Raw genomic sequence first — 24821 nt, forward strand, 5'->3', positions numbered from 1 at the left:
CTTATAAAGTAGCATTGCCCCCGTCAAATAACAATCCACAGGCCGAAACAACAAAGGGGTGTCCCCTGCCATTTCCGGCTTAAGGGACACCCGTTTACATGCAATTTCCGCTTACTCTTTGACGGCACCAAGTACGATTCCGCTGACGAAATACCGCTGCAGAAACGGATAAATGAGCATAATCGGTATCATCGAGACCATGACCTTGGCGGCATTCAGCAGTTGGCTGGACATATTGGACAGACGCTTGATCTCTTCCGGATCGGTGGTGTTCATGATCGAATTCATGCTGATGATCAATTGCTGGATATAGGTTTGCAGCGGCCAATTCTCCTTGTGGTTCATCAGGATCATCCCGTCAAAGAATGAATTCCAGTGTCCGACGACCGAGAACAGGGTGACTGTTGCAAGTGAGGGAAGGGAAATGGGGATAAAAATCGTCACCAGCGTTCTCCATGCCCCTGCCCCGTCCATTCCGGCAGCCTCCTCCAGCTCCTTCGGAACGCCCTTGAAGAAATTCATCAGTAAGATCACATTAAATACAGGAACCGCGGTAGGCAGCACAAGCGCCCAGATGGAATCGAGCAGCCCGTACGTATTGATCGTCATATACCATGGGATCAGCCCGCCGTTGAACAGCATACAGAAGATTACGAACCACATATAGATATTTCTGCCGGGAAAATGTTTGTTCGATTTGGATAACGGATAGGCCATCAGCACCGTAACCAGCAGGTTGATGACCCCGCCCAGCAGCACTCTTTGTACGGATACACCAAACGATATAAAAAAGTTCCGGTCCCTGATTACGGATTCATAGGCGGCCAGATTGAAATCAACCGGCCAGAAGAAGACCTCCCCCGACATGGCCGCCACTTTGCCGCTGAACGAAATAGCCAAGGTGTTCAGTACCGGGGCCAATGAAAGAAAAGCAATCACGGTTAGAATACAATAAATCACAATATCAACAGTCCGGCTGGTTCCTCGGATCACAGCAAATCACCTCTGTCAGAAAATACGGTAGTTGGCAAACCGGGCGGCCAGACCATAGGACGCGGCAATCAATATAAAGCTTACTACCGATTTGAGCAGACCTACCGCTGTTGCCAGGCCGTACTGGATTTCAAGCAATCCTGAACGGTATACATAAGTATCAATGATATCTCCCGATTCATAGACAATCGGATTATATAAGTTGAGAATTTGCTCAAAGCCTGCATTAAGCACATTACCTAGGCTTAAGGTCGCCAGCAGAATAACTGTTGTCATTAAACCCGGAATCGTAATATTGGTTAACCGCTGAAATCTGTTCGCTCCATCGATGGCGGCCGCTTCGTAGAGATTGGTGTTGATTGAAGTCAGGGCAGCGATATAGATAATCGTATTGAATCCGAATTCCTTCCATACATCGCTTGACACGACAACGACGCGGAACCAATGATTGCTCTGGAGGAACATAATCGGATCGCCGCCGAACCACCCGATCATCTGATTGACAATGCCGTCCAGACTTAGCAGGTTAATCAAAACTCCTGAGAGAATGACCCAGGACATAAAATGGGGCAGGTACACAATCGTTTGGATGGTCCGTTTGAATTTCACGTTGGCCACTTCATGGAACATGAGCGCAAATACAAAGGGAACAGCCAATCCGGCAATAATTTTCAGCAAAGCAATGGTTAAGGTGTTTCCGAGAATCAGCCTGCTGTCAGGCAGGCTGAACATGTAAGCGAAATTCTCCCATCCCACCCACTCAGAGTGGAATATGCCAAGCGTAGGCTGGAAATCCTGAAAGGCAATCACAATCCCGAACATAGGAATTACACTAAACGCTACAAGCAACAATATGCCGGGCAGCAGCATGATGTGGTAATTCCAGATAGAAGCTCTGTTTCTCATGGTGTCTCAACTGCCTCAGCAACTTCTTTGGTGATTTCTTCTCCTCCGATGCTTTTCCAGGTCTCGACGAACTTGTCGAACTCTTCAAGCGGAGAAGTACCGGTGATGATTTTCAAAAAGGTTTCGTTTTCGAGTTTTTCCAGATTGGCTCCCTTTTTGAGCATGGCATCCGTCTTGCCGTAGAAAATAGGCTCCACCTTCACAATTTCTTTCGCTCCGGTGATGGAGGCCGCTGTATAGAAGGCGAGTGAATCCGCATAAGCGGGAATGTCCTGTTTCGGATTTTCATTATTCTTCAATACGGCCTTGACTCTTGGCAGGATACGGGCCGGCAAACCGTCCAGCTTCTTATCCTGAATCGCCTTCTCATAAATCGGAACATCGCGTGCCAGGGAATCCTGATAATCCAGCTGCACATTGATCGGGTAATTGAGCCAGCCCACACCCAAATCCTTATACAGCTCCTGCGCCACCGGATCAATCAGGCGGATACCTTCATACTCCACACTGAGCATTTTCAAGGCGGCTTCCGGATGCTCTGCCTTTTTGTTCACCACAAGGAAGGTTCCGGACGGTGTGGAAGGCACGATATTCCGTTTGCCGTCCCCGTCCAGCGGTACTGCCAGCGGAACCCAGTCCGCTTCCGGATTGGCTTTCACTGCATCAGACAACGCCCAGCCTCCGAACCAGGGGGCAAACAGGATGCCTGCCCGGCCGCCGGACACCAGCCCGGCATTATCCTCGTATTTCCGGGTCAAAAACTCTTTGTCGATCAACCCGTCCGCATACATCTCTCTCAGCTCGGAGAGCGCCTGCTTGGTCTCTGGAGTCGTGGAACCGTAAATGATGTTTCCGCCCTCATCCTTGAACCAATTCTTTGGATAGGCATGATTGGCATTAAAGATCGGATCGAAGGTGAAGAAGCCACCGTCTGCGACCACCGTTTTATCGCCAAGAAGACCAACGGTATCCGCTTTCCCGTTTCCGTCAGGGTCCTGCTCCTTGAACGCTTTAATAACAGTCTTAACCTCATCCATCGTACGAGGCGCCTCAAGCTTCAGCTTGGTCAGCCAATCCTGGCGTATCCACAGGAGCTGGTAATTACCGTCGATATTGGTATTGGGCAGTGCCATCAGCTTGCCGTCAATTCTTCCCGTATTCAGCACCCGGTCTCCCGTATAGGAGCTGTAATAATCTTTGATCAGCGGAGAGGCATATTGATCGTATAATTCGGTCAGATCAGCCAGCATACCCGCTTTGGCCATTCTCTTGAACTGCTGCTCATCCACCACCAGAATGTCAGGCAGGGAATTGCTTGAGATTGCCAGGGTAACCTTCTGGTTGTAGGCGTCCAGGTCCTCCACCGAGAAATCGTATTTCACTTTTACGTTCAGGCGGTCCTCAACATATTTCAGATACTTGTTATTCTCAAGCGTATCTCCTGCCGGCAGATTGTTCCCTGATACCCCCTGTCTCCCCAGAGACACGGTAACGGGTTCTTCATATTTGCTGAAGGGTCCATCGTTCTCCTTGGCGGTGGCGGATGGTTCATTGCCTCCGGCATTCGTGGATTCACTGCCGGCGGGCGCAGCAGCCTTCTCCTCCTTTGGACTGCTGCCGCAAGCTGCCAGCAATCCAAGCATCATCACCATGGACAGCAGCAAAGCCATAACACGAATTTTCTTCAATCTCATAGATGCCCCTCCCGAATCTTTATTATAAAACGCTTTCATGCTTACAGTTAAATTGTAAATTAGCGCGGGATGGAGTGATATCATAATTTTTTTGGATTTGCGTCAAATAATTTGGAACAACAAGCAGACCGGTTAGATCCATAAGCAAAATTCACACCAAACAGCCCTACAAACTAGGGCTGCAGCTTCGGTGATTACTCCTGAAATGATCCTATTCGTCCAGCATTTCACGGTATTTCTGCGGACTGATTCCGTAATATTTCTTAAAGGTCAGGCAGAAGTAGGAGGAGCTCCAATAGCCGACATTCTCAGCGATATCGACGATCTTCATATTGGTGCTGCCCAGTAGATGCTGTGCACGTTCCAGACGCTGCAGGGTGATGAATTTGATCAGGCTTTGCCCGGTTTCTTTCTTGAACACATGGCTCAGATAGGTCGGATTGAGCGATACCCGTCCGGCGATGGCCTCCAGACTGAGATCATCCCTGAAATCCTTCTCCACAATTCTGATGACTTGCTGTACAAGATGGCGTTTGCTTTCACCTTGAGCGCCGCCCTCCGGTTCAATCTCAGAGAGTGCCTGCAGCAGCACTTCCTTCACATCGAGAATGGAATCGCTTTTGAAAATACGCTCCACCGTTTGCTGAAAATCGGTTTTCTGCCTGCGGCCCGATTGTTCAAACGCATTTCTCACCAGGTCGGAACATAGATACTTGACGTATATCGCGGAGGAGCTTCCATTTCTGCTCAAGTGATTGAACAGAAGCTCAATGCTTCTGGAAGCGCCCGCATGCTCTCCGAGATTAATAAACTGGTTGATGTCCGCAATCAGCGTCTCGGCGCTGACAATATCCGGGATACGGCCTGCAAAGTCATCCCCGGCAAACAGTACCACCGTATCCTCAAAAAAGAATTTATAGTCCAAGGTTTGCTCCATCTGCTCGTAGCAGGCTGAAATCTCCTGCCAATCGGAGATCACCGGACTGAATACGATGCAGCAATGCCGGTAAAACCGTTCCGCGATCCGCTCTGCCATCCGTTCGCTCATGCCCCTGATCTTCTCCCGGCCGCCACTGGGCGGGCAAGGGACAATCAGCACACTTTGATATTCATTCAAATTCAGCAGTTCATATTCACCGGCTGTGAGCTGTTGCACCGTTTCCTCAAAAGCCTCGTAATTGCGGTCAAAATAACGCTCTTTGAAATCAATCAGCATTAGCGCAGCCGTCCCCCCTCCAAAGGGCAGCGTGCCAGCATCGCTGATGACATTAACCCCGTTCAGCAAATCTGTCAGCCACTTCTCCTTCTCATATTCCAGACCCTTTTGATACCCCTGCATAATTTCGGCAGTGCGCAGCTGCTGCGTTGCCTTATCGGCACATTTCTGCATCACACCGGACATGACCCCGGCGAACTCATCCATATCAATCGGCTTCAGCAGATAACTGGAAGCATTGGTGTACAAAGCCCGCCTTGCATAGTCAAATTCCCCGTAAGCACTGTATATAATTATTTCCAGGGATGGCTGCGCCAGGCTTGCCTGCTCTGCCAGCTCCAGTCCGCCCATAAATGGCATTTTGATATCTGTGAGCAGAATGTCCACCGGGTTCAGGCGAAGATACTCCAGCGCCTTCTCCCCGTTCTCTGCTTCGATGACGTGAAGCTCATACTTCATTTCGGCTATCAGCCCTCTGATACCGTCCCGTTCAATTTTCTCATCATCCACAATCAATATGGTATACATAGAGTTCCCTCCTGATCTCTGATAGAATCAAAAGCAAACGTTTTCTATTCGTTGAAGCCTTTCATGATGAGGAGGTCCCGCCATGCGTCAGGCGTACCGGAAAGCCAATGCACTTCTCAATCAGCATATCTCAAATCTCAGTGACGGACAAACCTCATTTCATATCCACTACTGGGGCTTCATGCCGAATCATTATAATAATTCCCTCCACCGCCATTCTTTTTTTGAAATCTGCTATGTCCAGCAAGGCACGGGCTCTTACCTGGATGACGATGTCCTCTACCCCCTGGAGCCGGGAGCCCTGTTCTGCTCGCGCCCAGGTATCTGGCACCAGATCCGCAGCGAGCAGGGGCTCGTTCTGTTCTTCATCGCCTTTGAAATTGACGAATCCCGGACCCCTGCGGCTTGCCGCAAGCTGTTTCAGGATATCACCGCCAGTGGACAAGCCATAGCCTCGCATGAGAATGCCGCGCTTTCTGCCCGAATCTGGCTTACCCTCTTCAGTCTTGCCGAAAGCGAGGCTGCAGTGTCCAGGCTGCCGATGAACCATCTGGCGCTTGCCCTGCTGCATTCTTTCACGCAGGCGTTCTCTCCCGAATCTAATCCGCAGGCCGGAGCCATGGAGGAAGTCAGCGGGGAGCACCGCCATTTTGAGCGGGCCAAGCTTTATATCCGCGACAATTTGTCCTCCCCACTGCAGATGGCCCAGGTTGCCCGGGAACTGGATATTTCCCCGCGCCATCTGTCGAGAATCTTCCAGGTTCGGCTGGGCCAGACTTTTGTCCATTATATTCAGGAACGGAGAATCCAACAAGCCAAGGATTTGCTGCTGCACACCGATCTCCCCATCAAAGACATCGCCGAGCGCTGCGGCTTCGAATCTGTGCACTATTTTACACGCGTGTTCACCAAACAGCTGGGTGTCTCCCCCGCCCGGTTCCGCAGACTGCAGTTTGCGGACGGAAGGCAAAACCTGTAGCCAAACCGCCAAATGTCCGGATTGTACAAAAAATCAGACGCCCTTTCCAAAGAAAAACCCAGCCTTACTCCTTACAATGGTTGTAAACCTTTAGAAGGAGTGAGTGCCAAAATGTTTGAGAAACGACCGGTCAACCTTGTACGCAGTCCCCTCCCTGTTCCGCAGGATGGCTTACACTTGCCTGAACCCCCTGCGGTGCTCCGGGAAGGTTATTCCGCAATTGCCGCCTCCCTGCTTCAACTCGCCGGTGAGAAGGGAAGCGGCAGGCGGTATGTTGCTTTTGACGGAACACATGGCGCCCCGTTTCAGGCTGTTCTGCAAAAAGCCGTCGATGCCCTGGAGCAAGGGGGCCATTCGGTGACCCTCATTGGCTCGGGCAGCTATCTCAAGACGAGCGAAGAGCTGCGGACACATTTTGCCGCCAATATTACGGATAACCGCGCCTTTGGTTATTTTACAGAGGGTAGCCTGGAGGACTATTTCCGGGCCGGGGCCAGGGAAGAAGCCGCCCGCAGGCTGGATGAAGCGGCGCCGGGTACGGATCGGGCTTCATTCTGCATTGTTTTTGGCCCGGGGGCTTACTGGCTTGGAGAGGGCCGGTTCGATCTTTCCTATTATCTGGATGTCTCGCGTGAATACCAGCAGGCCGGCCACCGGCAGGAGCTGCTCAATTTCGGACTCAACTGGAACCGGGATGCCGTGGAGAAATATAAAATCGCCCTTTTCGTAGAATGGCCCATTCTGGAAACGTACCGTAAACAAATCTTGGAGCAAATGGACTATTATATTGACCTGAATCAGCCGAAAAATCCGGTCATGACACCAGTGCCGGCCTTGCGCCATATGATTTCGGAGATCGCTAAGTCGCCGCTGCGGGTGAAGCCCTTTTATGCACCGGGAGTATGGGGCGGGCAATTCCTCAAACAACTGGCTGATCTGCCGGAAGAATGGGTGAATTGTGCCTGGAGCTTTGAGCCGATTGCCCCGGAGAATTCAATCCTTTTGGATTATGAAGGCAAGCAGATAGAGATTCCCTTTCTGCTGGTCATGCAGAATGAACATACAACGATCCTGGGGGAACGGCTGACCGGCTTGTTCGGAGATTATTTCCCGATCCGCTTCAACTATCTGGACACGATGGACGGGGACAACTTATCCTGCCAGGTCCACCCCACCCAGGACTATATCCGCAGCCGGTTCAATGAATTCATGGCCCAGCAGGAATCCTATTACATCATGGAGCAGCAGGGAGATTCCGGAGTATATCTGGGACTTACGGAGGCCTGCTCACCGGAGCAGTTCCGCCATGATGTGCTTAAGGCCCAGCAGACGGGTATCCCGCTGCCGCTGACCGATTATGTGAACCGTTACGAATCACGGAAGGGAGATCTGTTCCTGATCCCTCCCGGAACGGTTCATTCCGCTGGAAAAGACAATCTGGTGCTGGAGGTTTCTTCGACCACCTGGTGGTTTACCTTTAAAATCTATGACTTTCTGCGCAAGGACCTGGATGGCAAACCCCGCCCGATCAATATGGACTACGCCTTCGATAATATTGACTTCACCAAGAAGACCGCCTGGGTTGAAGATCAGCTCATGCCCTCACCGGTACTTCTCCACCAGCAGGGTGAGAATGAAGAATATGTCCTGGGCCAACGCGCCGATTTGCTGTTCTATGTTCACCGGCTCCACCTGCGGGACCGGTGGCGCGATCATACACATGGCGAAATGACCATGTATAATCTGGTTGAAGGAGAGGCCGTGCGGATTGTCTCTGCTGCGGACGAAGCGGTGTTTGTTGAACTGCACTACGCCGAATCTTATATTCTCCCGGCTGTGCTTGGCGGATATACGATCATCAATCTGGGCTCAGCCCCCTGCAGACTGATCAAAGCTGGTGTCTCCAAAGCATGGGATGTGAGTTTCCTTGAGCCGTAATATTGTACTTGCGCTGGATGTGGGCGGAACCTTTATTAAGACCTGCGTGCTGGAGGACGGCCTTCCACTGCAAGGCAGTGAAATGGAGTTTCCCGCCCTGGCTGACCGGGACCGGGAAACGATCCTTGACCATTTTATATCTATCTTTCAGGCCCAGTACGACCTGTATCAGCACCAGCGCCGGGACGCGGTAACGGACTGCCTCTATCATATCGGGATGGCCTTTCCCGGCCCCTTCGATTACAGGCAGGGTATTTGCCTTATTCAGGGGCTCGGCAAATTCGAGGCGATTTACGGGCTGAATCTGCTCCATGCCTTCCGTGAACGCTGGCCCGCAGGCAGCTCCGGGAAGGCCGGCCCGCTGCCGGACATGGATATCCGCTTCGAGAATGACGCCCGCCTGTTTGCGCTTGGTGTCAGCGCCGAGTTCCCCCGGGCGCGGTTCATTGCCTTGACGCTCGGAACCGGCCTGGGCTCCGCCTTCATCGACAGCTCCCGGATCATGGAATCCGGACCGGGTATCCCGCCGAACGGCTGGTTGTATGACCAGCCCTATCTTGACGGCAGGGCGGATGACCTGTTCTCCAGGAGAGGCATCCTGAAGCTGGCCCGTGAAGCGGGCATTCTGGAGACGGCTACGGATGTGAAGGAGCTTGCTCATGAAGCCAGGCAGGGGAACGCTTCCGCGCGCGGGGTATTCGCCGAATTCGGAGCCCGGCTCGGAGAGCTGCTCCAGCCTTATGTGGACGGCTACCGTCCTGACTTCATCATGCTGGGCGGGCAAATCTCCAAAAGCCATGACCTGTTCGGCCCTGCCTTGCTGAACCGCTTGCAGAGCTCTTCTTCCCCTGCCTTGACGGTCCGCACGGCAGAGCATGTGCTTGCCTATACCTTCCGCGGCATTGCCCGGATGTTCAGCGAGGTATAGGCGAGGGCTTCGCCATTGCTTCGTCATGTGCTTCGCCGGGCGTTTCGCCATGTGCATTCGCCATGTGCTTTCGCTGTGCGCTTTCGCCATGCCCTTCGTCGTTGCACCCGTCCAGCTCAGGATCACAAGTGGAAAAACGTATCTTAATTTGTCCATTTCCAGGGAATATACGGAAGCAAGTGGATAAACTACATCTGCTATTGTGCGTTTTCGCTGCTTGGGGTGAAATCGGAGAATTTAAGTGCTGTTTATCCAACTACTGCCGCCGCAGGGCTCCATCGTCCATCAGCAAGTGTACAAAATCCAACTATTTCCGGTATCCGTTACAGCGAGAAATAGTTGGATCATGGTGAGGGCGCTAACCTACGGAGAGCCTTCCCTGAACTTGGCCGGAGTGACTCCATGATAATTACGAAAGGTCTGGATAAAGTAGGTCGAGCTTCTGTAGCCCAGCTTCTTATAGATATCGACGATCTTCATATTCGTTGTATTCAGCAGCTCGACAGCTTTGTCCATTCTCACCTGCGTGATGTACCGAATGAGACTCTGGCCCGTCTCCTTCTTGAACAAATAGCTCAGATAACTGGGGGTCAAATAGACCCTCTCCGCGATGCCCTCCAAAGAGAGGTCCTGATCGTATTCCTTGTCGATTACATCTGTAATGGTCCGGATCAGCTTGAGATTGGCGGCCTTCTTGGGGCTCGCTCCGCTGCCGGTTTCCATGAGGGACAGGATCGCAAACATATGATCCTTCAGATCCTGAAGGGAAACGGTCTTATGAATTTGCTCCAAGTAATGATTCATTTCCACAGGCTCATGGTTTTTCTCTCTCGTCACCACCTTTTTCATAATTTCCGAACAGATGAACTTGGTGTACAGGGACGAGAATTGCCCTTTGGTTCTCAGGTAGGTAAACAGCAGCTCTATACTGTATTTCGCACCGGTAAAATCGTTATACTCCAGACACTGGTAGACCTTATCCAGAATCGGCTTCAATTCGATCTCATTGAAGCCCGCTTGCTCAAAGGGTTCATCGGCAAATAGAAGAGTATACTCATCCATGAAAAATTTGAATTCCAGCATCTGCTCCATCTCGGTATAGGCCTCATACAACTGTTCCGGCTGATTCACCGCTCTCCCGATCACCAGACCCACATTCAGATCCAGGCTCCCGGCGGTGCTGCGGATGATCTGATCTCCAAGCATGCGCAGCGTCTCTTTGGGGATGGGGCGGGGGTGCTTGACGAACAGCATACTTTGATGCTCGCTCAAGTTCACATAATCGAAGGCGTAGCTGAGGTTATCGTGTAACAGCCTAATGAATTCATCATTGTGAATATCAAAAAACTTCCGGCGGCAATCCACCAGAATCATATGCAGCCAATGCTTGTGATGGACATATTCCAGCAGTTCCGGAGACATGCATGCCTCCGCATTTATTTTCACTCCGTTTAGAGAGTCCAGCAGCATTTTTTCCTTCTCATACAGAAGTCCCCGGTTATACCCCTCCACCAGCTGTTCGTTCCGCAATTTCTCTGCCGCTTTGTCTTCACAGGCCTGGATCGCCTCGCTTACCACACTGAGAAACTCCGGGATATGAACCGGCTTGAGCAAATAATTCGATATGTTGGTCCGCAAGGCTCTTCTCGCATATTCAAACTCATGGTAAGCGCTGAAGATGATCATTTCAATATCCTGGCCCAGGCTGCTGACCTTCTCCGACAATTCCAGCCCGTCCATAAAGGGCATCTTGATATCTGTAATCAGAATATCGATCTTGTGCTTCCCAAGGATCTCCAGCGCAATCTCGCCATTCGCCGCAAGGAGTGTCTCCAGCTCCAGATGGTGTTCCTGTATTAATTGCTGAATGCCCTCTCTCTCAATGCGTTCGTCATCCACAATCAGAATACGGTACACAGCGCACACCTCCCTTTTTTACACAAGGCTCTCTTCTATATAGAGTGAACTTGTATTTCTTCTGATCCGGGATTGCCGTGACTCCAGAGAATGTTTGGCCCTCCGGCCGCTGTTGTCCCCAGATTTCTCGATTTTAAACTGCTCTTCGCGGTGGAAATCCGGTGACAAAGGCGGACGCTGTCGCTCCTACAGTTCCAAAATTCTCCTCCGTCACTTTTCCCTGTCTGTATTTTTTCCAAGTTCAATCTATATTGCTTGAAGCCTATTAACTAGACAAAAAAAGGGCTTCTCTATTAAAGATTCAGCCCTTCTTATGCCCGCCGGAATTTATGTGGTTCTGAATGCAACCGTGCCTGCATTGGCACTGTGGCACAACTGAATAGCTTGTTCTGCCGTATCTGCTTCGCTTCCCCATTGCAGCATATACCGGAATTCGTAGAATCCCCCGAGGGTCGCCTTGAAGTTCGTCTCCCAATAATTGGTCAGCACCCAGGCATACAATGAGGTATGGGCGTTCTCTTCTTGTTGGCCCTGCACGAGTCTTGGGCCATATTCCAAAGGTCCGGTCTGCATCAGCGGCGTATCCGGGGTCGCAATGGACAGCCCGCCATGAGGGGATATAACCGCAAGCCCTTCCTGAATACAATAGAAATCTGTACAGGTGCCCGGGATCTGATCCACTCCCGGCCTTAGGACAGCCCCGGCCTTCTCGAACCACAGTTCACTGCTGCCGCCTGCACTAAAGGGGAGGGCGACGTACACATTCTCCGGGTCCCACACACTATCCTTATGGATGCGGACGGAGACATCGACTCTCTTCCGGTCCTTGAACACCTTCAGGAATAATGAATAGTGGCTCATTCCTTGAACCTGATATTTCAATTCAATGATGCCATATACCGGTCCATTCGTTATTTCCTTCACACCTGAGAGGACACCCTCAGAACGCTGAACATTCATGCCTTTACGGTTCCTGCCCATGATTCTCCGCACGGTCATCTGGTCGTCTCCGCCGCCGGGGGTCACTTCATACACCGGTGTGAAGGCTCCGTGCGTCTGACGGGGATCAATGAATTCCTGGCCGGTTTGCTTATCTATCCAGGAGACGATGCCTTCACCGGCTCTCCACGCAATACGTACGCAAGGCGATTCAATATGATTCTCCGTGATGAACAGCCGTGGGGTCTCCTCTTGCACAGGAGGGTAGATATCCCGTATATCATGAATCCGGTCGGCTCCCCGCAAGCGGGTGCTGCTTGTCGTCACCGGGACGGTCTTCGAGGCTTCCCGGATACGGAACCGCTTCTCTTCCTTCGCGCCAAGCTTGACCATGACCGCAATCTGGTATCCTCTGCTTACCTTCTCCTGCTGATGGCTGACCACTTCTCCGCTCTGCTCATCGACCACCTCGAGCCCCTGCCGGAAATAATCCGCTTCCCACTGCTCCTCCAGATAGAAATGAGCCAGATCCTCTACGGGGTAATCGAAGGAATTGATTACTTTATAGGTGAATGCCCGGTCTGCCCGTAGCAGCACATCGCCCCGCGCCTTCAGAACCGCATCCAGCGAGGCATGAACCAGTCTGCTGGCATTGGCGGCATACGCCTCTTTGCGGACTGCCAGCTCCTGCACCATGATGTGCCAGGGCTCCGAGATGGAGGAGTGATATCCCCAGGTATGCTCGGCATACATCATTAACTGCTGCTCTGCCTGGGCAATATCGCTTGATGCCGCCATCTTGCGCTCCGGGTCCAGCCGCTTAACTACGTCCAGGGTTCGCTGGGCATTCCTGAAGATCTGGGTGTGCATCGCGGTCGAAGCCACGCCATCGGACCACCAGTCCGGCCAGTCACCGCTATAGACAGGAATCTCGGCCTCCTGCTGCCGCAACCGCTCGAAGTACCGGTTAAGCGTTGTCATTTCAAGCTCTACATGGTCCCCGTGCTTCTGATTCCATTCCTTGATGAAGGTCATGATTCTTGGATTTGGCGCCGAGTTATCCCGCAGCAGCCCCATGACATTCACCAATACAAAATCGTATGGATACTGCTCCTTCTCCAGCTGATCCAGATAGCGGGCAATCCGGGTCTCGGCCAGCTTCCAGTGATCTTTAGAGATCCCCCATACCGGGTCTTCGTCTTTGATGGTATAAGATAATGCCCCATCCGGATTGATCCCCAGATCATTCCCCATCATGTAATGCTCGCCGCTCCATACCAGCAGGCGGTTGCCTTTGGGTGTCTCCCAATAAAAGGGGAATTGCTTGCGCCCGATGGCAAACATCCCGTGATGTGTGTGGATACTGGACAGCAAATTCTCGACTCCTGCGTCTGCCAAAGCCTGTGCATAACCCCAGCTGTATCCATTAATATCTGCGGTCATGGCCGACTTCACCTGAAGCCCCAGCGGCCGGGCGAATTGCCCTGCCCGTGCAAGCATACTGCCCAGCAGCTCAAAATTGATCAGTTCCGTCATATTCAAGTAGGTGCCCGATAACTCGATATCCCCGCGTCTGAGCGCGGCTGCAAATTGTTCCTTCTCTGCTTCCGTGGCTTCCTCCAGAAACTTCTCCACGGCCCAGAAGGTTTCGCAGGTCCACTTAAAGCCCGCCCATTCTTTGCGGGCCTCCGTATGAGAAGCCTCGCATATAGCAACAGCCTGCCGGATAAAATCTACGTGATACTGCTCTATCTTCTCCTGCCGCTCGGTGTAACCAATATCCGTATGGGAATGATGAATAACAAATATTTTCCATTTTTTCTTGTTGTTCATTGTAGATTCTCCATTCAATATGGCATGTATTTTTTACATTTTTATTATAGCTACCAGGCTAAATCCAAAGATATATTACATTCTTTTGAATCATGTCAGTTTTTTGTGGCGTGGGTTACAGCTGGCCCCCATACCTCAAGCTCAAAAATCCGAGCCTGAAAATCATTCTGGGCCGGATAAGTGATATATAGCCTGATGTATCTGAACGAACAGCCGTCAGCCTCATGCGCGGTTAAGACAGACTCATTATTCCGTACAGCCGCTATTTGCTCCCATTGCTCCTTGTCGTTGCTGCCCTGAAGCTCATAATCCATCGTGATATAGCCGGGGGCAGGCGAATGCCTGATCACAAATCTCAGAAGTTCTCTCTGCTTCAGCAGATCCAGCATCAGCCAATGGACTGGCTGGGATTTGTCTGAATGCCAGGAATCCGTGATCCAATTCTCCCGCCTGCCATTTACGGCTTGGCTTGCTCTACATACGGTTTCCGGATCAGGGCTATACTCACTATCTGCCGATACCTCGGCGCAAGCCGCATAGTTAATTAAAGCCTGTGCGGCATTGCCAAGAACCTGCTGATTATGGTGCTGTGAGTGATGTAGGATCAGTTCCTCCAATAGAGAGAACAACTCCGTATCCAGTTGTCTAATCTCCTCTGTAAGCTGAAGAATTCTATCCGGCGGCATCAGCTTCCGTCTCAGCGTATCCGCATGGAGACTGGAGATCAGATGGTATCTGAATTTGATATATTGATCCCGGAACCCGCCGAATATCTGCCCCCATTCTTCATGAGCGGATACCCAGGGCAGCGCCTTCTCGAAGATATCAAACATAATGATCGCCGAGCCGTGATAACTCCTGCGCATGCCTTCAAATTCAACCGCAATGGCATTTGCATCATTAAGCCCCTCCATAAGAGAGACATTGTCATTGAACCGTTCCACAGATTCTATTAAATGGCTGGAACGGTTCTTATAGCACTGTGCGAAATCCTCAACCAGCTCCAGATAGCTGTGAACCTCCGATTCGCCTATTTTCGCTACGCTAAACAGCTTGTTATAACAATAATTCCTGATTTCCTTGAAAGAAGCATTGGATTTATTCCAGATATCCGCTATCATCTCCTCGGTCAGCTGCAGCTTGAAAAAAGGCTCCCCCTTCATCACATTCAAGGTTACCTCTTTGTTCAGCTGATTCTCCCGGATCACGATCAGCCTTCTGGCTGAATCATATTCCGTGATTAACACGGCATGATCATCAATGACCGTCCCGTATTGGCTCAAAAAAAACAGATAGTTGTAGTTGGCAATCATCACGACCGGGCACTGCTGATCAATGTTCATGTGAATCACAGACAGCAGCCCAGCAGCATCCAGAACCTCAGTTACCTTAAGGGTCAAGCCCAGCTTGTTAAGAATGCTGCGTCTGGAGGCCACCCAGTCCCCGCCCGCTGCCTCTCCCCAATTCATCATGATGGCATACAGGAAGGTATAGTAGAAATAGTTCTCATACTGATGAAAGCCTGCGGCACCTGCCATGGGCAAATCCACACAATTGGAGTGCATGGTCCGGTAGCCCTCGCTGAAATAGTCCATCTCCAGGGCTACTAACATACAAGATCCTGTGAATCAATATATTCTCTCCACTTCTGAAGACTGTATAGTTTATCTATATCGAGAAATTCCGGGCTCACCTCTATTGAGAAATGCTCTTCCAGGACCACCGCAAAATGAATAAACAACAAAGAATCCATGCCATAACCTCGCAAATCCGCGTCCATACCTGCATTCTTCAGGTGGGGAGAACCGCCGGGCAATTGAGCGAGTAGCTTACGAATCTCCTGTTCTCTGTCATCCATAATTCACAGCCTCCCCGTCCGGTCTATCTTCCAGGGTAGGCTGCCCAGCATGCTTTTTCCTGGCAATCTCATAGATGGCGTTCATAGTTGCCACCCGTTCATAGGATTCGGATAAGGGGATATTCTCTCTGGTGCCCCCAAGAACCTCTGCCAAGAACCGGAGCTGGTTCACATAGTAATTCTGCGGAGAGTATACAAGCTTGTCTGTTGTTCCTTCTTCCGTATGTTCAACCTGAATGATGATCTTGTAATCCCCATAGCAAGGCTTAAAAAAGCCGCTGATCCTTACCCTAGCCCGCTCAAACTCCAGCCAGTGGGTGGCATTGTTCGGCATTTCAAAGGAACCCAGGAACTCTGCCTCGACGCCCCCCTCATATTGCAGCGCCGCATGAAAGGTCCAGTCGCATTGATTGATGCCGGAGAATGTCGAGAATCCGTCCAGTGTCTGCGGCTTCAAGCCGATAATCTTTTGGATAAACTGCAGCCAGTACGAGCATTCGTCGATGAAGCAGCCACCGCCGTACTCAGGCTTGAACCGGTAATTATCCGCGCTGTAGTTGCTTTGCAGAATTTCAAAGGAGATCCGGGTTTTGATTTTTTTCAATTTGCCGTAGGTTTCAGCTGTAATCATGTCCGTTATATCCTGCTGCCACGAATGATGCTGCACCATTAGCGCTTCAAGGACATGCACACCCTGTTCCCTGGCCCGTTCATTGATGAACAGAACCTCATCGGCAAGCAAGGCTATCGGTTTTTCAATCAAGACATGCTTGCCAGCCTCAATCGCCCTCAGCGTCCATTCCTTATGCAGGAAATTGGATAACGGAATATAGACCACATCAATGTCCGCCGACGCCAGCAGCTTATCGTAGCTTTCAAAAACATGCGGAATCTGATGCTTCAGCGCATAGGCTGCAGACCGGTCCAAATCACGCGACGCTACACCATACGTTACAAATTGATCAAGCTCCCTGACCGGGTTAATGATCGAGAACGGAGCGATTGTGGAGCAGCCCAAAATACCAATCCGATATGGCTTCTGAGTATTCATATCCTTACCTCCTGTGATTCCGGATATCTAGCCGCCAGAGCTGTTGTAATTACGAATCGCTTTGGACCAGATCCATCTCGTGATTCCCAGCAACAGGATGGGAGACAGAATAGCCCAGAGGAAGAGGCCCGGATGTAACCGGTCCAGCACGAATAAGGGTGAGAAGTTAGTAATCAATAGAACAGGGACAACAAATATCCCTATTCGCTGTATCCATTTGGAGTAAATCATCATTGGCATGTTATTCAGCTCGAACAGGCCATTTGAGATGTCATTGACAGCAGCAATCTGAATAAACCAGAACGATAATAATTGCGGGATCAGGAACAAGGTGTAGGTCATGAGCAGCCCCAGTACAAGGAAGCAGATGAACCCGCCTATTGAAGCGGCATCAGCCGGAAGCCCCAGTCTTCTCCAGCCCACCACAACCATGGTCATGCCGCCCAGCACATTCGGAATCGCCAGACCAAAGTCCACATTCCGTAACGTCATCATAAATTGCAGGGAAATCGGCTTCGTTAACAAAATATCAAGTGACCCGGTTCTTACATGCTCCGGGATCTGCACGAAGTTGATGGCAAACAGTCCCCAATATAACCCCGTCATCAAGGTGTAAGTGCCAATAAACAGCAATATCGCATCAATGGGCACTCCATCCAGCGTTAATCCCGCCTCATAGACAATAATCACATACAGGAATTTGGCGAACAGATAGGAGGTCTCCACCAGCAGGCCCATCAGGAAATTAACTCTATACTCCATTTGGGACATCAGGGAATTTTTGATGAACAAGGTATATATGAAACCGTACTTCCGAAGTGATCTGAGCATCGGGTTCACTTAACCCCCTACGGCAATATATTTCTTGATCGCCACTTTCCAAATATAGCGCGTAAGCAACATAATGAGTCCAATCCATAGCAGTTGCAGCTCTATCACATGCAGCGCCTGAAGCAGGGTCAGCTTGCCGTTGATTACATTCACCGGCATGTAGATCGTATACTTGAACGGCAGGTAATCGAAGACAGCCAGCCATGTCGCCCCAAAAATATCGAGCGGGAAAATCCCGCCGCTAAATATCTGAATCAATAACGCTGTAACATGAAAAAAGTAAGAGACATCGGTTAACCAGAAGGCAATCGCGCTGACCGCGAATGAGATCATGAAATTAAGCACAACCGCCAGCATAAGCACGACACCAAAAACCAGTATACGCGATACGCTGATTGGCGCCTTGAAGTAATAAACCATGAACAGCACCACGCCCAGCAGCATGATTAACGTAATGGCAAACGAGAGGACCTTCCCCCCAAGGTAGACACATATTTTATAAGGAAAATAACCGACCGGCCGCACCAGATATTTATTGAGCCCCCCGCTCTTGATATCATGGTTAATGTCATATTCCAGACCCGTAGCCACCAGCCGCGAGATCAGGGCAGCTACGATGGTATAGACGATCATCTGGTGGTAAGTATAGCCATACAAGTTCATATTGGAGGCATGGCTATAGACCGCCTTCCACAGGAAGAGCTGGATGAAGATAGGGAAAAAGAGACTGGCAAAACCCATAAAAAAGTTAAAGCGGTATTCCATGGAGTTCTGGATTCCCAGCGAAAAGCTGACGGCAAATTTATTGTTCATCCGCGCGGCTCCGGCTGTTCATATAAACGTGCAATGGCTTCCTCCAGGGGAATGTCCTCCAGATTCAGATCAATGACGGGAAAGTGATCCATGGCCATTCTGGAATACTCTTTGAACTTCGCGCGCTCCACTTCGAGAATGACGTCATAGCCGCTATATTCTTTAATAGAACCCATAACGGCCAGATCCTTCCGGTCGACGATGGCCGAGAAGGTCAGCTTCATTCGTTTTTTCTCATTCATGACCTCGTTGATTTTGCGGATCTCCCCGTCATACACCAGCTTGCCCTGATTGATCACGATGGTCCGCTTACACAGATCTTCAATATCCTTCATATAGTGGCTCGTCAGCAGCAGCGTTGTGCGGAATTCATGATTGTAAGCCTTGAGGAACTCGCGGATGTTCTTCTGTGACACCAGATCCAGGCCAATCGTCGGCTCATCCAGAAATATAATCCTGGGCCGGTGCAGCAAAGCAGCGATCAGCTCCATCTTCATCCGTTCACCCAAGGACAGTCTTCGGACCTGTACATGCAGCAGGTGCCTGACATCCATCAGCGTCACTAATTCGTCAAGGGTATCCTTATACTTCTGATCGCTGATTTCATAAATACATTTGTTCAGATACAGGGAATCACTTGCCGGCAGATCCAGCCACAGCTGGTTTTTTTGGCCCATGACAATGGAAAATTGCTTCTTGAAGTCATTTTCCCGATCCCAAGGCGTGTAGCCCAGTACCTCAGCACTGCCGCCACTCGGATACAGGATGCCGGAGAGCATTTTCAAAGTGGTGGTTTTGCCTGCTCCGTTCGGCCCCAGAAACGCAACCATCTCGCCTTCATGAATATCGAACGAGACCTTGTTCACGGCATCCTTGGTTAATTTCTCCCTGTGGAACAGATTCTTGATGGAGTTTCGGATTCCCGTTTCTTTTTTGTAGTAGTCAAAGGACTTGCTTAATTGATCCACATGAATGACCATACCGGCATCCCTACTTTGCAATGGTTATCAATCTGATGAACGGGCTGTATATCCGGATATGCTCCGGCTGAAGACCAAATATATTCTGTGCCGTAAGCTCCGCAGCACTGTCCAGCTCCACAAGCTCCTCTGCGGCCAGTTGAAAGAGCTGATACTGATACTGCTGCAAAAACCGGAACAGATCACTTATCGAATTTCCGAACCGCATTGCCAGAGCCTCCGTCGCTTCCAGCATGAGCATGGGCTTCTCATGATGCTGCTGCAAATACTGTTCAAATCCCTTTAATGCTTTTAATTCGCCGCCTTCAATATCGATTTTCATCAGGTCAATGTGACTGATATGCTGCTGCTCAATGTACGTATCCAGAGTTTGCACCCGGCAACGGTAGGTTTCATGCTGCAAGGCCCGGTCAATCACCAACGCAGCATCCTCCGATCCGCTTCGTACAGGCAGGTAGATCTCCGCTTCCCCGTTATAGTCAGACAGCGCAAGCTGATTGAGAACTACATTCTGCAGGTTATTTAATTGGATGTTTCTTGCCAGTTCAGCGAAGGTGGGGCTTACCGGCTCAAAGCTATGAACTCTGCCCCCCTGCCCTACCGCTTGTGCGAATAACGTGGAATACCATCCATAATTCGCCCCGATATCCAATACTTCAAATCCTTCACGGATCAGAATGGACAATAACCGGCTCTCTTCGCGCTCCACAAATCCATCCCGCATGAGAAAACCAAGACTGTTCAAGTGCCCGGTATCCCAAAGAAACCGTCTCCCGTCCGTCAGCCTGATCCGGGTCTCCGCTTGATGAATTTCAATCTGCTCCACCTGCTCTTTAAGCACCCGTCTAAGCAATTGGACAGCCTCGACCCTCTTCTCCCAAAACATCCGCTGGATCTGCTCGTACCTGGTTTCTTCCGGCATCATCGGCCTCCTGTTGCATAGGAATGTAAATAAGCTAGCTCATCCTCCGCAATCTGCTTCAGATGATTCACGGTAGCCGTTACCCCTCTGTCCAAGCTTATCGTCATCTTCATGAAGCTCACTTCAAGCTTCCTCCAGGCTGAGCCGAGATGAGCGTAATCCATGGTGCTGCAGGTGCCGAAATGCCTTAACCGCGATAGAGCAATCGTGCGGATGCAGCCAAACTGTTGTTTGAACACAGGATTATCCATTAAATTCTCCGCCCCCCTATAAGCTCCAACATCCATGATCCGTTCCGAAATTTGGGCATAGGTGCGGGTGACCAACTCTTCATAGGGCTGTGTAGTTAAGTACGGCCGGATAGAGTTCAGGTCAGGATTCAGGCTGAGGGGCGGGCTGATTTCCATAACCGGTTCGCTGAAGGTGCGCCATGCCTGCTCCACACAAGTTCTGTCTGCCAATAGGCTGATTTTGAAATAAGGATCTGTAACTCTCAGGCTCTGATCGTCTGCCGCTTCAGCAAGCACATAATGCAGCATATGGCCGTTCCCGTAAAATTCCTTCATGTAGGGCACATAGTGGGCATCCACCGGCAGCAAATACATACGTCCACTAACCATCGAGTCTAAACGGCAAGGCTCCAATCTAACTCCATAAGCACGCCGGATAAAGCTAAACAGTTCATTCACCGGCACCGTACTGTCGAACCAGTCATAGCCTGCATAATAATTAATGGAGAAATTATACCTGTACAGCGGATTCGGATCGGCATGATGCCTAGACAGCCAGAATGTAACCGTATTCAATAAACAATCATAAGGACCCAGGGGAACCACCCAATCCATCAGCTCGCGGCTTACAGCAGAATTCTTCGTTGTAGCCTCCATCCTTACTTCCCGTGAAGATACAGCAGAATGCATTTGGAGCATACCGGCATCAGGCCGCATTGCAGGGTTTCCCGGACTCTTTCGAAATTCTCGCCATCCCATATCTCTTTAAGATCCTGATCCGCCAGATTCCCCAAGGAGAACTCTGGAAATAATTTGCAGGCACTGACTTCACCGTCAGCCAGCACATCCAGTCTGGTGCGGATCGACAAGCATTGCGTTTTATTCTGGGCGGGCTTCTCTGAACCCAATACAAAGTCCCGTACTTCATCCATTTCAAGCGCAGGCTGATACCGTGTTCTTAAGTTCCAGGTTCGCTGGTTAATCCTCTCCATCTGCGCAAGCAGCGGATCAATCCTGTCAGGGGAGATGCGATACTTGAACGAATGCCAGCTGTTGCGGTGCCCTTCCTCCAGATCATCTGCCAGCCACTTGAAATGCTCGTTGAAATAGCGGTCCATATTACTGGACACTTCGTCCGGCAAATACCACGGGAAGGTAATATACACCGAGTCAATCCCCTTTTGTTCAAAAAACTCAACAAAATCATACAGCTTATCGATCATGACATCGCTAATGGTCAGATGGATGGAGATTTTCCCTTGATAGATACCCTCCTTCTCCAGCTCCAGCAGCTTATCAATGCCCGCCATAACCTTCTTGAAGGTGCCTTTTCCCCGGATCGCATCATTCTCCGCTTCGAAGCCTTCCAGGCTGATCAGACAGACCAGACTTTTGGACATTTTGAGGATGGAATCCAGCTTCTCTATGATTTGAATTCCGTTGGTGCATAACACCGTCCATCTGGGGTCCTGCTCCAGCAGGTCGGCCAGTTCATTGAACCGGCTGTAGTATAGAGGCTCGCCTCCCCAAAGGAACATATTGGCGTTCGTTTCCCTTGTTTGCCGGAACACTTTTTCAATCACTGCAAAATCCAGTTCTTCTCTCTGCTCGGCTCTGCCTAAATCCCGGTGATACCCCTCAGAGTTCCATTCAAAGCAATGCTTGCAGCGCAGATTGCAGCCATTGGTTAATTTAAGCCCGACCTCGACCGGAAGATTCGTAGAATACGTTGGGTCAAGATGAACCTGCTTGTGCGTTACCGACATATGTTTAATGGTTTTCTTCAAGCGCTCAAAGGAATCCCGGTCCAGAACTACGGATGTTTGCGGCTGTCTCATGAAAGCACCTCCCGTAATGTAACACCTGAGTCTTATAGCTTCTTAAGTTCTCACTACATAACTCCAACATCTCAAGCGGACAACCCATACTCATCCAGCGCTCATACCTTATTCCAAAACCCAGCCGCTCCCATAGCTCCGCGTTGCAGGCTTCATGCTCACCCAGCGGCTCCAGGAAAATAACCGGCGTGAAGGATTCCAGCGAATCCAGCAGGGTTCCTCCCCCCGGCTTGCTGATAATAGCCTTCGAGTTACAGATCAGCTGATAGAAGCTATGCTTCACCCCGGTATCCTCGCAAAAACAATGATTGATAACTTCACCGAACGGCGGCAGGGTATATTCATGCTCTTCGTTCTTCATCCAGGGCGACCAGCCCGGCTTCACCATGTAATAACGGTGCTCTTCTCCATAAGCCTGATCATCCGTGAGCTCGTGAATGACGATGTTCAATTCCAGGGAGTGCTTCAGCTCTGCTGCCGTCTCCTTGTAGGTCCCCATTCCCCAGCCGCCGCCATGGATAACGAACCGGTTGTCACGTTCCTTATAGTCCTTAGGGGCAGCATGACCCATCGAAATACTGTAATTCACCCGCCCAGCCGCCCCGTCAAAAAACCAGACATCGTTCACCGTAAACAGATCATTACGGATATTGTTGGAATACAGCTTCCACGAAGGAGATATAAACGCATCCATATGAATCAGCTCTGCATGGACATCCTTGCGGTAATTCCTCGCATACTCCTCTACGACGGGCATCCAGAATCCTGAGAAAACCATAAACACCCTCCGGTTCTCTTCAGCCCACTTGCCTAAAAGCCGGGTTACCAGATGCGGGTCCAGATTCGGTGTGATATCCCTGATCATTCTGTGACCCAGCTTGGCTACTTCAAACCTCGTAGAGAAAACCTTCTTGTTTTCGGTTAATTTCAGTCTTGTTTCGGGCGGATACAGGCTTTCCAGCACTTCCAGATCGGCCTCATATGACCTGCTTAGCTCGTCACGTAACAGGACCGCAGGCGTATAGACTCCCAAAGCGACAGATGAGCATAAAATGGTAATCATTTGTCAGCTCCCTCGTTTTACAATAAAGACTGGTCAGTTATAAATCTTAATCGCCAGAGACTTCAAGACATCCTTTACCCGGTGGATTAGAGTTAATGCTTCACTCACATTAGAGGCATAGGGAGCAGCTACATAAAACTTCCCCTTCCGCCATTCAGACTCCGCGTCAGGAAATGCTGTATTGCCGGAGCCGAAAAGCGTGTTTGCACCCAGTGGTATAATTCCTTGCCTGTTCTCTTCCGTAAACAACAATCCGCCTGCTCTCAGAACCTCTAGAATCTGCAGCATGGTCACTTCCGTGGAGCAGCCTGCCGAGATAAAGGTCAAAAAGCTGGACAAGGAATACTGCTGTAAATAGTTATTGAGATGATGATTAATCAGCCCCATGGACTTTCTGGCATTAATCTCAACGATGGGCACCAGCTCACCGCTTGCCAGCAGCATGGAATCTATACACACCTCGCCGTGATAGCCTGTCTCGAACAAGTCCTTGCAGGCATCTTCCATAATGCTGAAATAACCCTTGTCCCGGAGCATCCGGGTAAACCCGGAACCGGCAGGATAGGAGCCTACATAAGAGAAGGCTTCATTCACCATTCGTTGAACAGACAACAATTCCACTTCCCCCTGCTCTGTTAGGAACAGCTGACAGGAGAAATCCTCCGTTTTATCAAGCAGGGGTTCGATAATGAACTGTGTTTGTTTGCCTCTATTCTCTTGCTCTTGCAGATAGGCCGCAATTCTTCTCAGCATTCTCTCGCTTGAAATTAACATATTGCCTTTGCCTGAGACACCCAGCGGGTCCTTCACCAGCACTTGTCCGGTCCGTAGCAGCTGAAGCCCGTAGGTCAGCAGTTCCTCAGAACTTTCAGCTATCGAGGAACTATTGCGAATGCCCAATCTTTGTCTTAGTTCATGAGAATAAATCTTTGAATTCACAGCTCGAACTGTATCTAAGGAGGGAAACTGATTACCGAAATTGAACCTGCGCACTAACTCACTGGTATCAGAAAGAATAGAATAGGGAGAGATCAGAGCATCTTGCGGGAGTAGCTGCTGGTAGTAGCTTGCATCAGCCATTAGAAGATCAAACACATGCAGCCTGTAGTCATCCGCATGAACGGGATTTCTGCAATGAACATTGGTGAAGGTATAGCCGAGCAGCGATAAATAGCTTCTAAGAAGCTCGTCCATGGGCTGCCGGGTGAACAGAATGTCCTGCTCCTTGCATAACGGAAACAACAATTCATCCATACCCATCGTCACAGCTTGGCTGCTGTTCATAGAAGGAAGCATAGATCCATGCGGACTCCGCCACCACGCCTCTGAATCAAAGGTGCCTAGAACCACGGTTGACTTCATCC

General features: G+C 50.3%; 20 protein-coding genes. 3 read left to right on the top strand and 17 right to left on the bottom strand.

Annotated elements, in window-relative coordinates; genetic code table 11:
- Nucleotides 1–111: 111 nt before the first annotated feature.
- From R50912_RS23465 to R50912_RS23480, 4 genes are all read right to left on the bottom strand, one after another.
- Nucleotides 112–993 (bottom strand): carbohydrate ABC transporter permease, encoded by an 882-nt coding sequence (locus tag R50912_RS23465; RefSeq protein WP_042238289.1) that lies wholly within the window; start codon nucleotides 991–993, stop codon nucleotides 112–114.
- Nucleotides 994–1008: 15 nt separating this feature from the next.
- On the bottom strand, nucleotides 1009–1899 hold the full coding sequence (locus R50912_RS23470) for an ABC transporter permease (RefSeq protein ID WP_042238291.1): 891 nt from the start codon (nucleotides 1897–1899) through the stop codon (nucleotides 1009–1011).
- Nucleotides 1896–3593 carry an extracellular solute-binding protein gene (locus tag R50912_RS23475; RefSeq protein ID WP_042238293.1) on the bottom strand — a complete coding sequence of 566 codons (1698 nt, stop codon included), beginning with the start codon at nucleotides 3591–3593 and terminating at the stop codon, nucleotides 1896–1898. Before R50912_RS23475 ends, R50912_RS23470 begins: the two co-directional genes overlap by 4 nt.
- Before the next feature lie 211 nt (nucleotides 3594–3804).
- Nucleotides 3805–5337, bottom strand: coding sequence for a response regulator transcription factor (locus R50912_RS23480; RefSeq protein WP_042238294.1), 1533 nt, complete (start codon nucleotides 5335–5337; stop codon nucleotides 3805–3807).
- An 82-nt stretch (nucleotides 5338–5419) separates the two neighbouring features.
- On the opposite strand from R50912_RS23480, the gene R50912_RS23485 reads away from it, so the two are divergent.
- From R50912_RS23485 to R50912_RS23495, 3 genes are all read left to right on the top strand, one after another.
- Nucleotides 5420–6316 (top strand): AraC family transcriptional regulator, encoded by an 897-nt coding sequence (locus R50912_RS23485; protein WP_042238296.1) that lies wholly within the window; start codon nucleotides 5420–5422, stop codon nucleotides 6314–6316.
- A 111-nt stretch (nucleotides 6317–6427) separates the two neighbouring features.
- Entirely contained in the window at nucleotides 6428–8254 is a 1827-nt protein-coding gene (locus R50912_RS23490; RefSeq protein WP_042238297.1) for a class I mannose-6-phosphate isomerase, read from the top strand.
- Nucleotides 8244–9182 (top strand): ROK family protein, encoded by a 939-nt coding sequence (locus R50912_RS23495; protein ID WP_052416647.1) that lies wholly within the window; start codon nucleotides 8244–8246, stop codon nucleotides 9180–9182. Before R50912_RS23490 ends, R50912_RS23495 begins: the two co-directional genes overlap by 11 nt.
- A 363-nt stretch (nucleotides 9183–9545) precedes the next feature.
- On the opposite strand, the gene R50912_RS23500 is transcribed toward R50912_RS23495, so the two are convergent.
- From R50912_RS23500 to R50912_RS23560, 13 genes are all read right to left on the bottom strand, one after another.
- Nucleotides 9546–11099, bottom strand: a complete 1554-nt coding sequence (locus R50912_RS23500) for a response regulator transcription factor (protein WP_042238298.1) — start codon at nucleotides 11097–11099, stop codon at nucleotides 9546–9548.
- A 327-nt stretch (nucleotides 11100–11426) separates the two neighbouring features.
- Nucleotides 11427–13871, bottom strand: coding sequence for a glycoside hydrolase family 38 N-terminal domain-containing protein (locus R50912_RS23505; RefSeq protein ID WP_042238299.1), 2445 nt, complete (start codon nucleotides 13869–13871; stop codon nucleotides 11427–11429).
- A gap of 95 nt (nucleotides 13872–13966) precedes the next feature.
- On the bottom strand, nucleotides 13967–15484 hold the full coding sequence (locus R50912_RS23510) for a discoidin domain-containing protein (protein ID WP_042238300.1): 1518 nt from the start codon (nucleotides 15482–15484) through the stop codon (nucleotides 13967–13969).
- Nucleotides 15478–15729, bottom strand: a complete 252-nt coding sequence (locus tag R50912_RS23515; protein WP_042238301.1) for an acyl carrier protein — start codon at nucleotides 15727–15729, stop codon at nucleotides 15478–15480. The genes R50912_RS23510 and R50912_RS23515 overlap by 7 nt, the downstream gene beginning before the upstream one ends.
- On the bottom strand, nucleotides 15722–16780 hold the full coding sequence (locus R50912_RS23520) for a Gfo/Idh/MocA family protein (protein ID WP_042238302.1): 1059 nt from the start codon (nucleotides 16778–16780) through the stop codon (nucleotides 15722–15724). Before R50912_RS23520 ends, R50912_RS23515 begins: the two co-directional genes overlap by 8 nt.
- 27 nt (nucleotides 16781–16807) lie before the next feature.
- Nucleotides 16808–17611, bottom strand: a complete 804-nt coding sequence (locus tag R50912_RS23525) for an ABC transporter permease (protein WP_042243090.1) — start codon at nucleotides 17609–17611, stop codon at nucleotides 16808–16810.
- Nucleotides 17612–17620: 9 nt separating this feature from the next.
- Nucleotides 17621–18424, bottom strand: a complete 804-nt coding sequence (locus R50912_RS23530) for an ABC transporter permease (RefSeq protein WP_042238303.1) — start codon at nucleotides 18422–18424, stop codon at nucleotides 17621–17623.
- Nucleotides 18421–19404 carry an ABC transporter ATP-binding protein gene (locus R50912_RS23535; RefSeq protein WP_042238304.1) on the bottom strand — a complete coding sequence of 328 codons (984 nt, stop codon included), beginning with the start codon at nucleotides 19402–19404 and terminating at the stop codon, nucleotides 18421–18423. The genes R50912_RS23530 and R50912_RS23535 overlap by 4 nt, the downstream gene beginning before the upstream one ends.
- Before the next feature lie 10 nt (nucleotides 19405–19414).
- Entirely contained in the window at nucleotides 19415–20326 is a 912-nt protein-coding gene (locus R50912_RS33495) for an FkbM family methyltransferase (protein ID WP_052416648.1), read from the bottom strand.
- Nucleotides 20326–21213: a hypothetical protein gene (locus R50912_RS23545; protein ID WP_042238306.1), complete on the bottom strand. Its 888-nt coding sequence runs from the start codon at nucleotides 21211–21213 to the stop codon at nucleotides 20326–20328. Before R50912_RS23545 ends, R50912_RS33495 begins: the two co-directional genes overlap by 1 nt.
- Nucleotides 21214–21215: 2 nt before the next feature.
- A complete protein-coding gene (locus R50912_RS23550; RefSeq protein WP_042238309.1) occupies nucleotides 21216–22394 on the bottom strand; it encodes a radical SAM protein in 1179 nt (392 codons plus the stop codon).
- Nucleotides 22348–23457, bottom strand: coding sequence for a hypothetical protein (locus R50912_RS23555; RefSeq protein WP_042238311.1), 1110 nt, complete (start codon nucleotides 23455–23457; stop codon nucleotides 22348–22350). The genes R50912_RS23550 and R50912_RS23555 overlap by 47 nt, the downstream gene beginning before the upstream one ends.
- Before the next feature lie 33 nt (nucleotides 23458–23490).
- Nucleotides 23491–24819 carry an ATP-grasp domain-containing protein gene (locus R50912_RS23560; RefSeq protein ID WP_052416649.1) on the bottom strand — a complete coding sequence of 443 codons (1329 nt, stop codon included), beginning with the start codon at nucleotides 24817–24819 and terminating at the stop codon, nucleotides 23491–23493.
- Nucleotides 24820–24821 lie beyond the last annotated feature (2 nt).

Source organism: Paenibacillus sp. FSL R5-0912, assembly GCF_000758605.1.
Taxonomy (GTDB): domain Bacteria; phylum Bacillota; class Bacilli; order Paenibacillales; family Paenibacillaceae; genus Paenibacillus_AQ.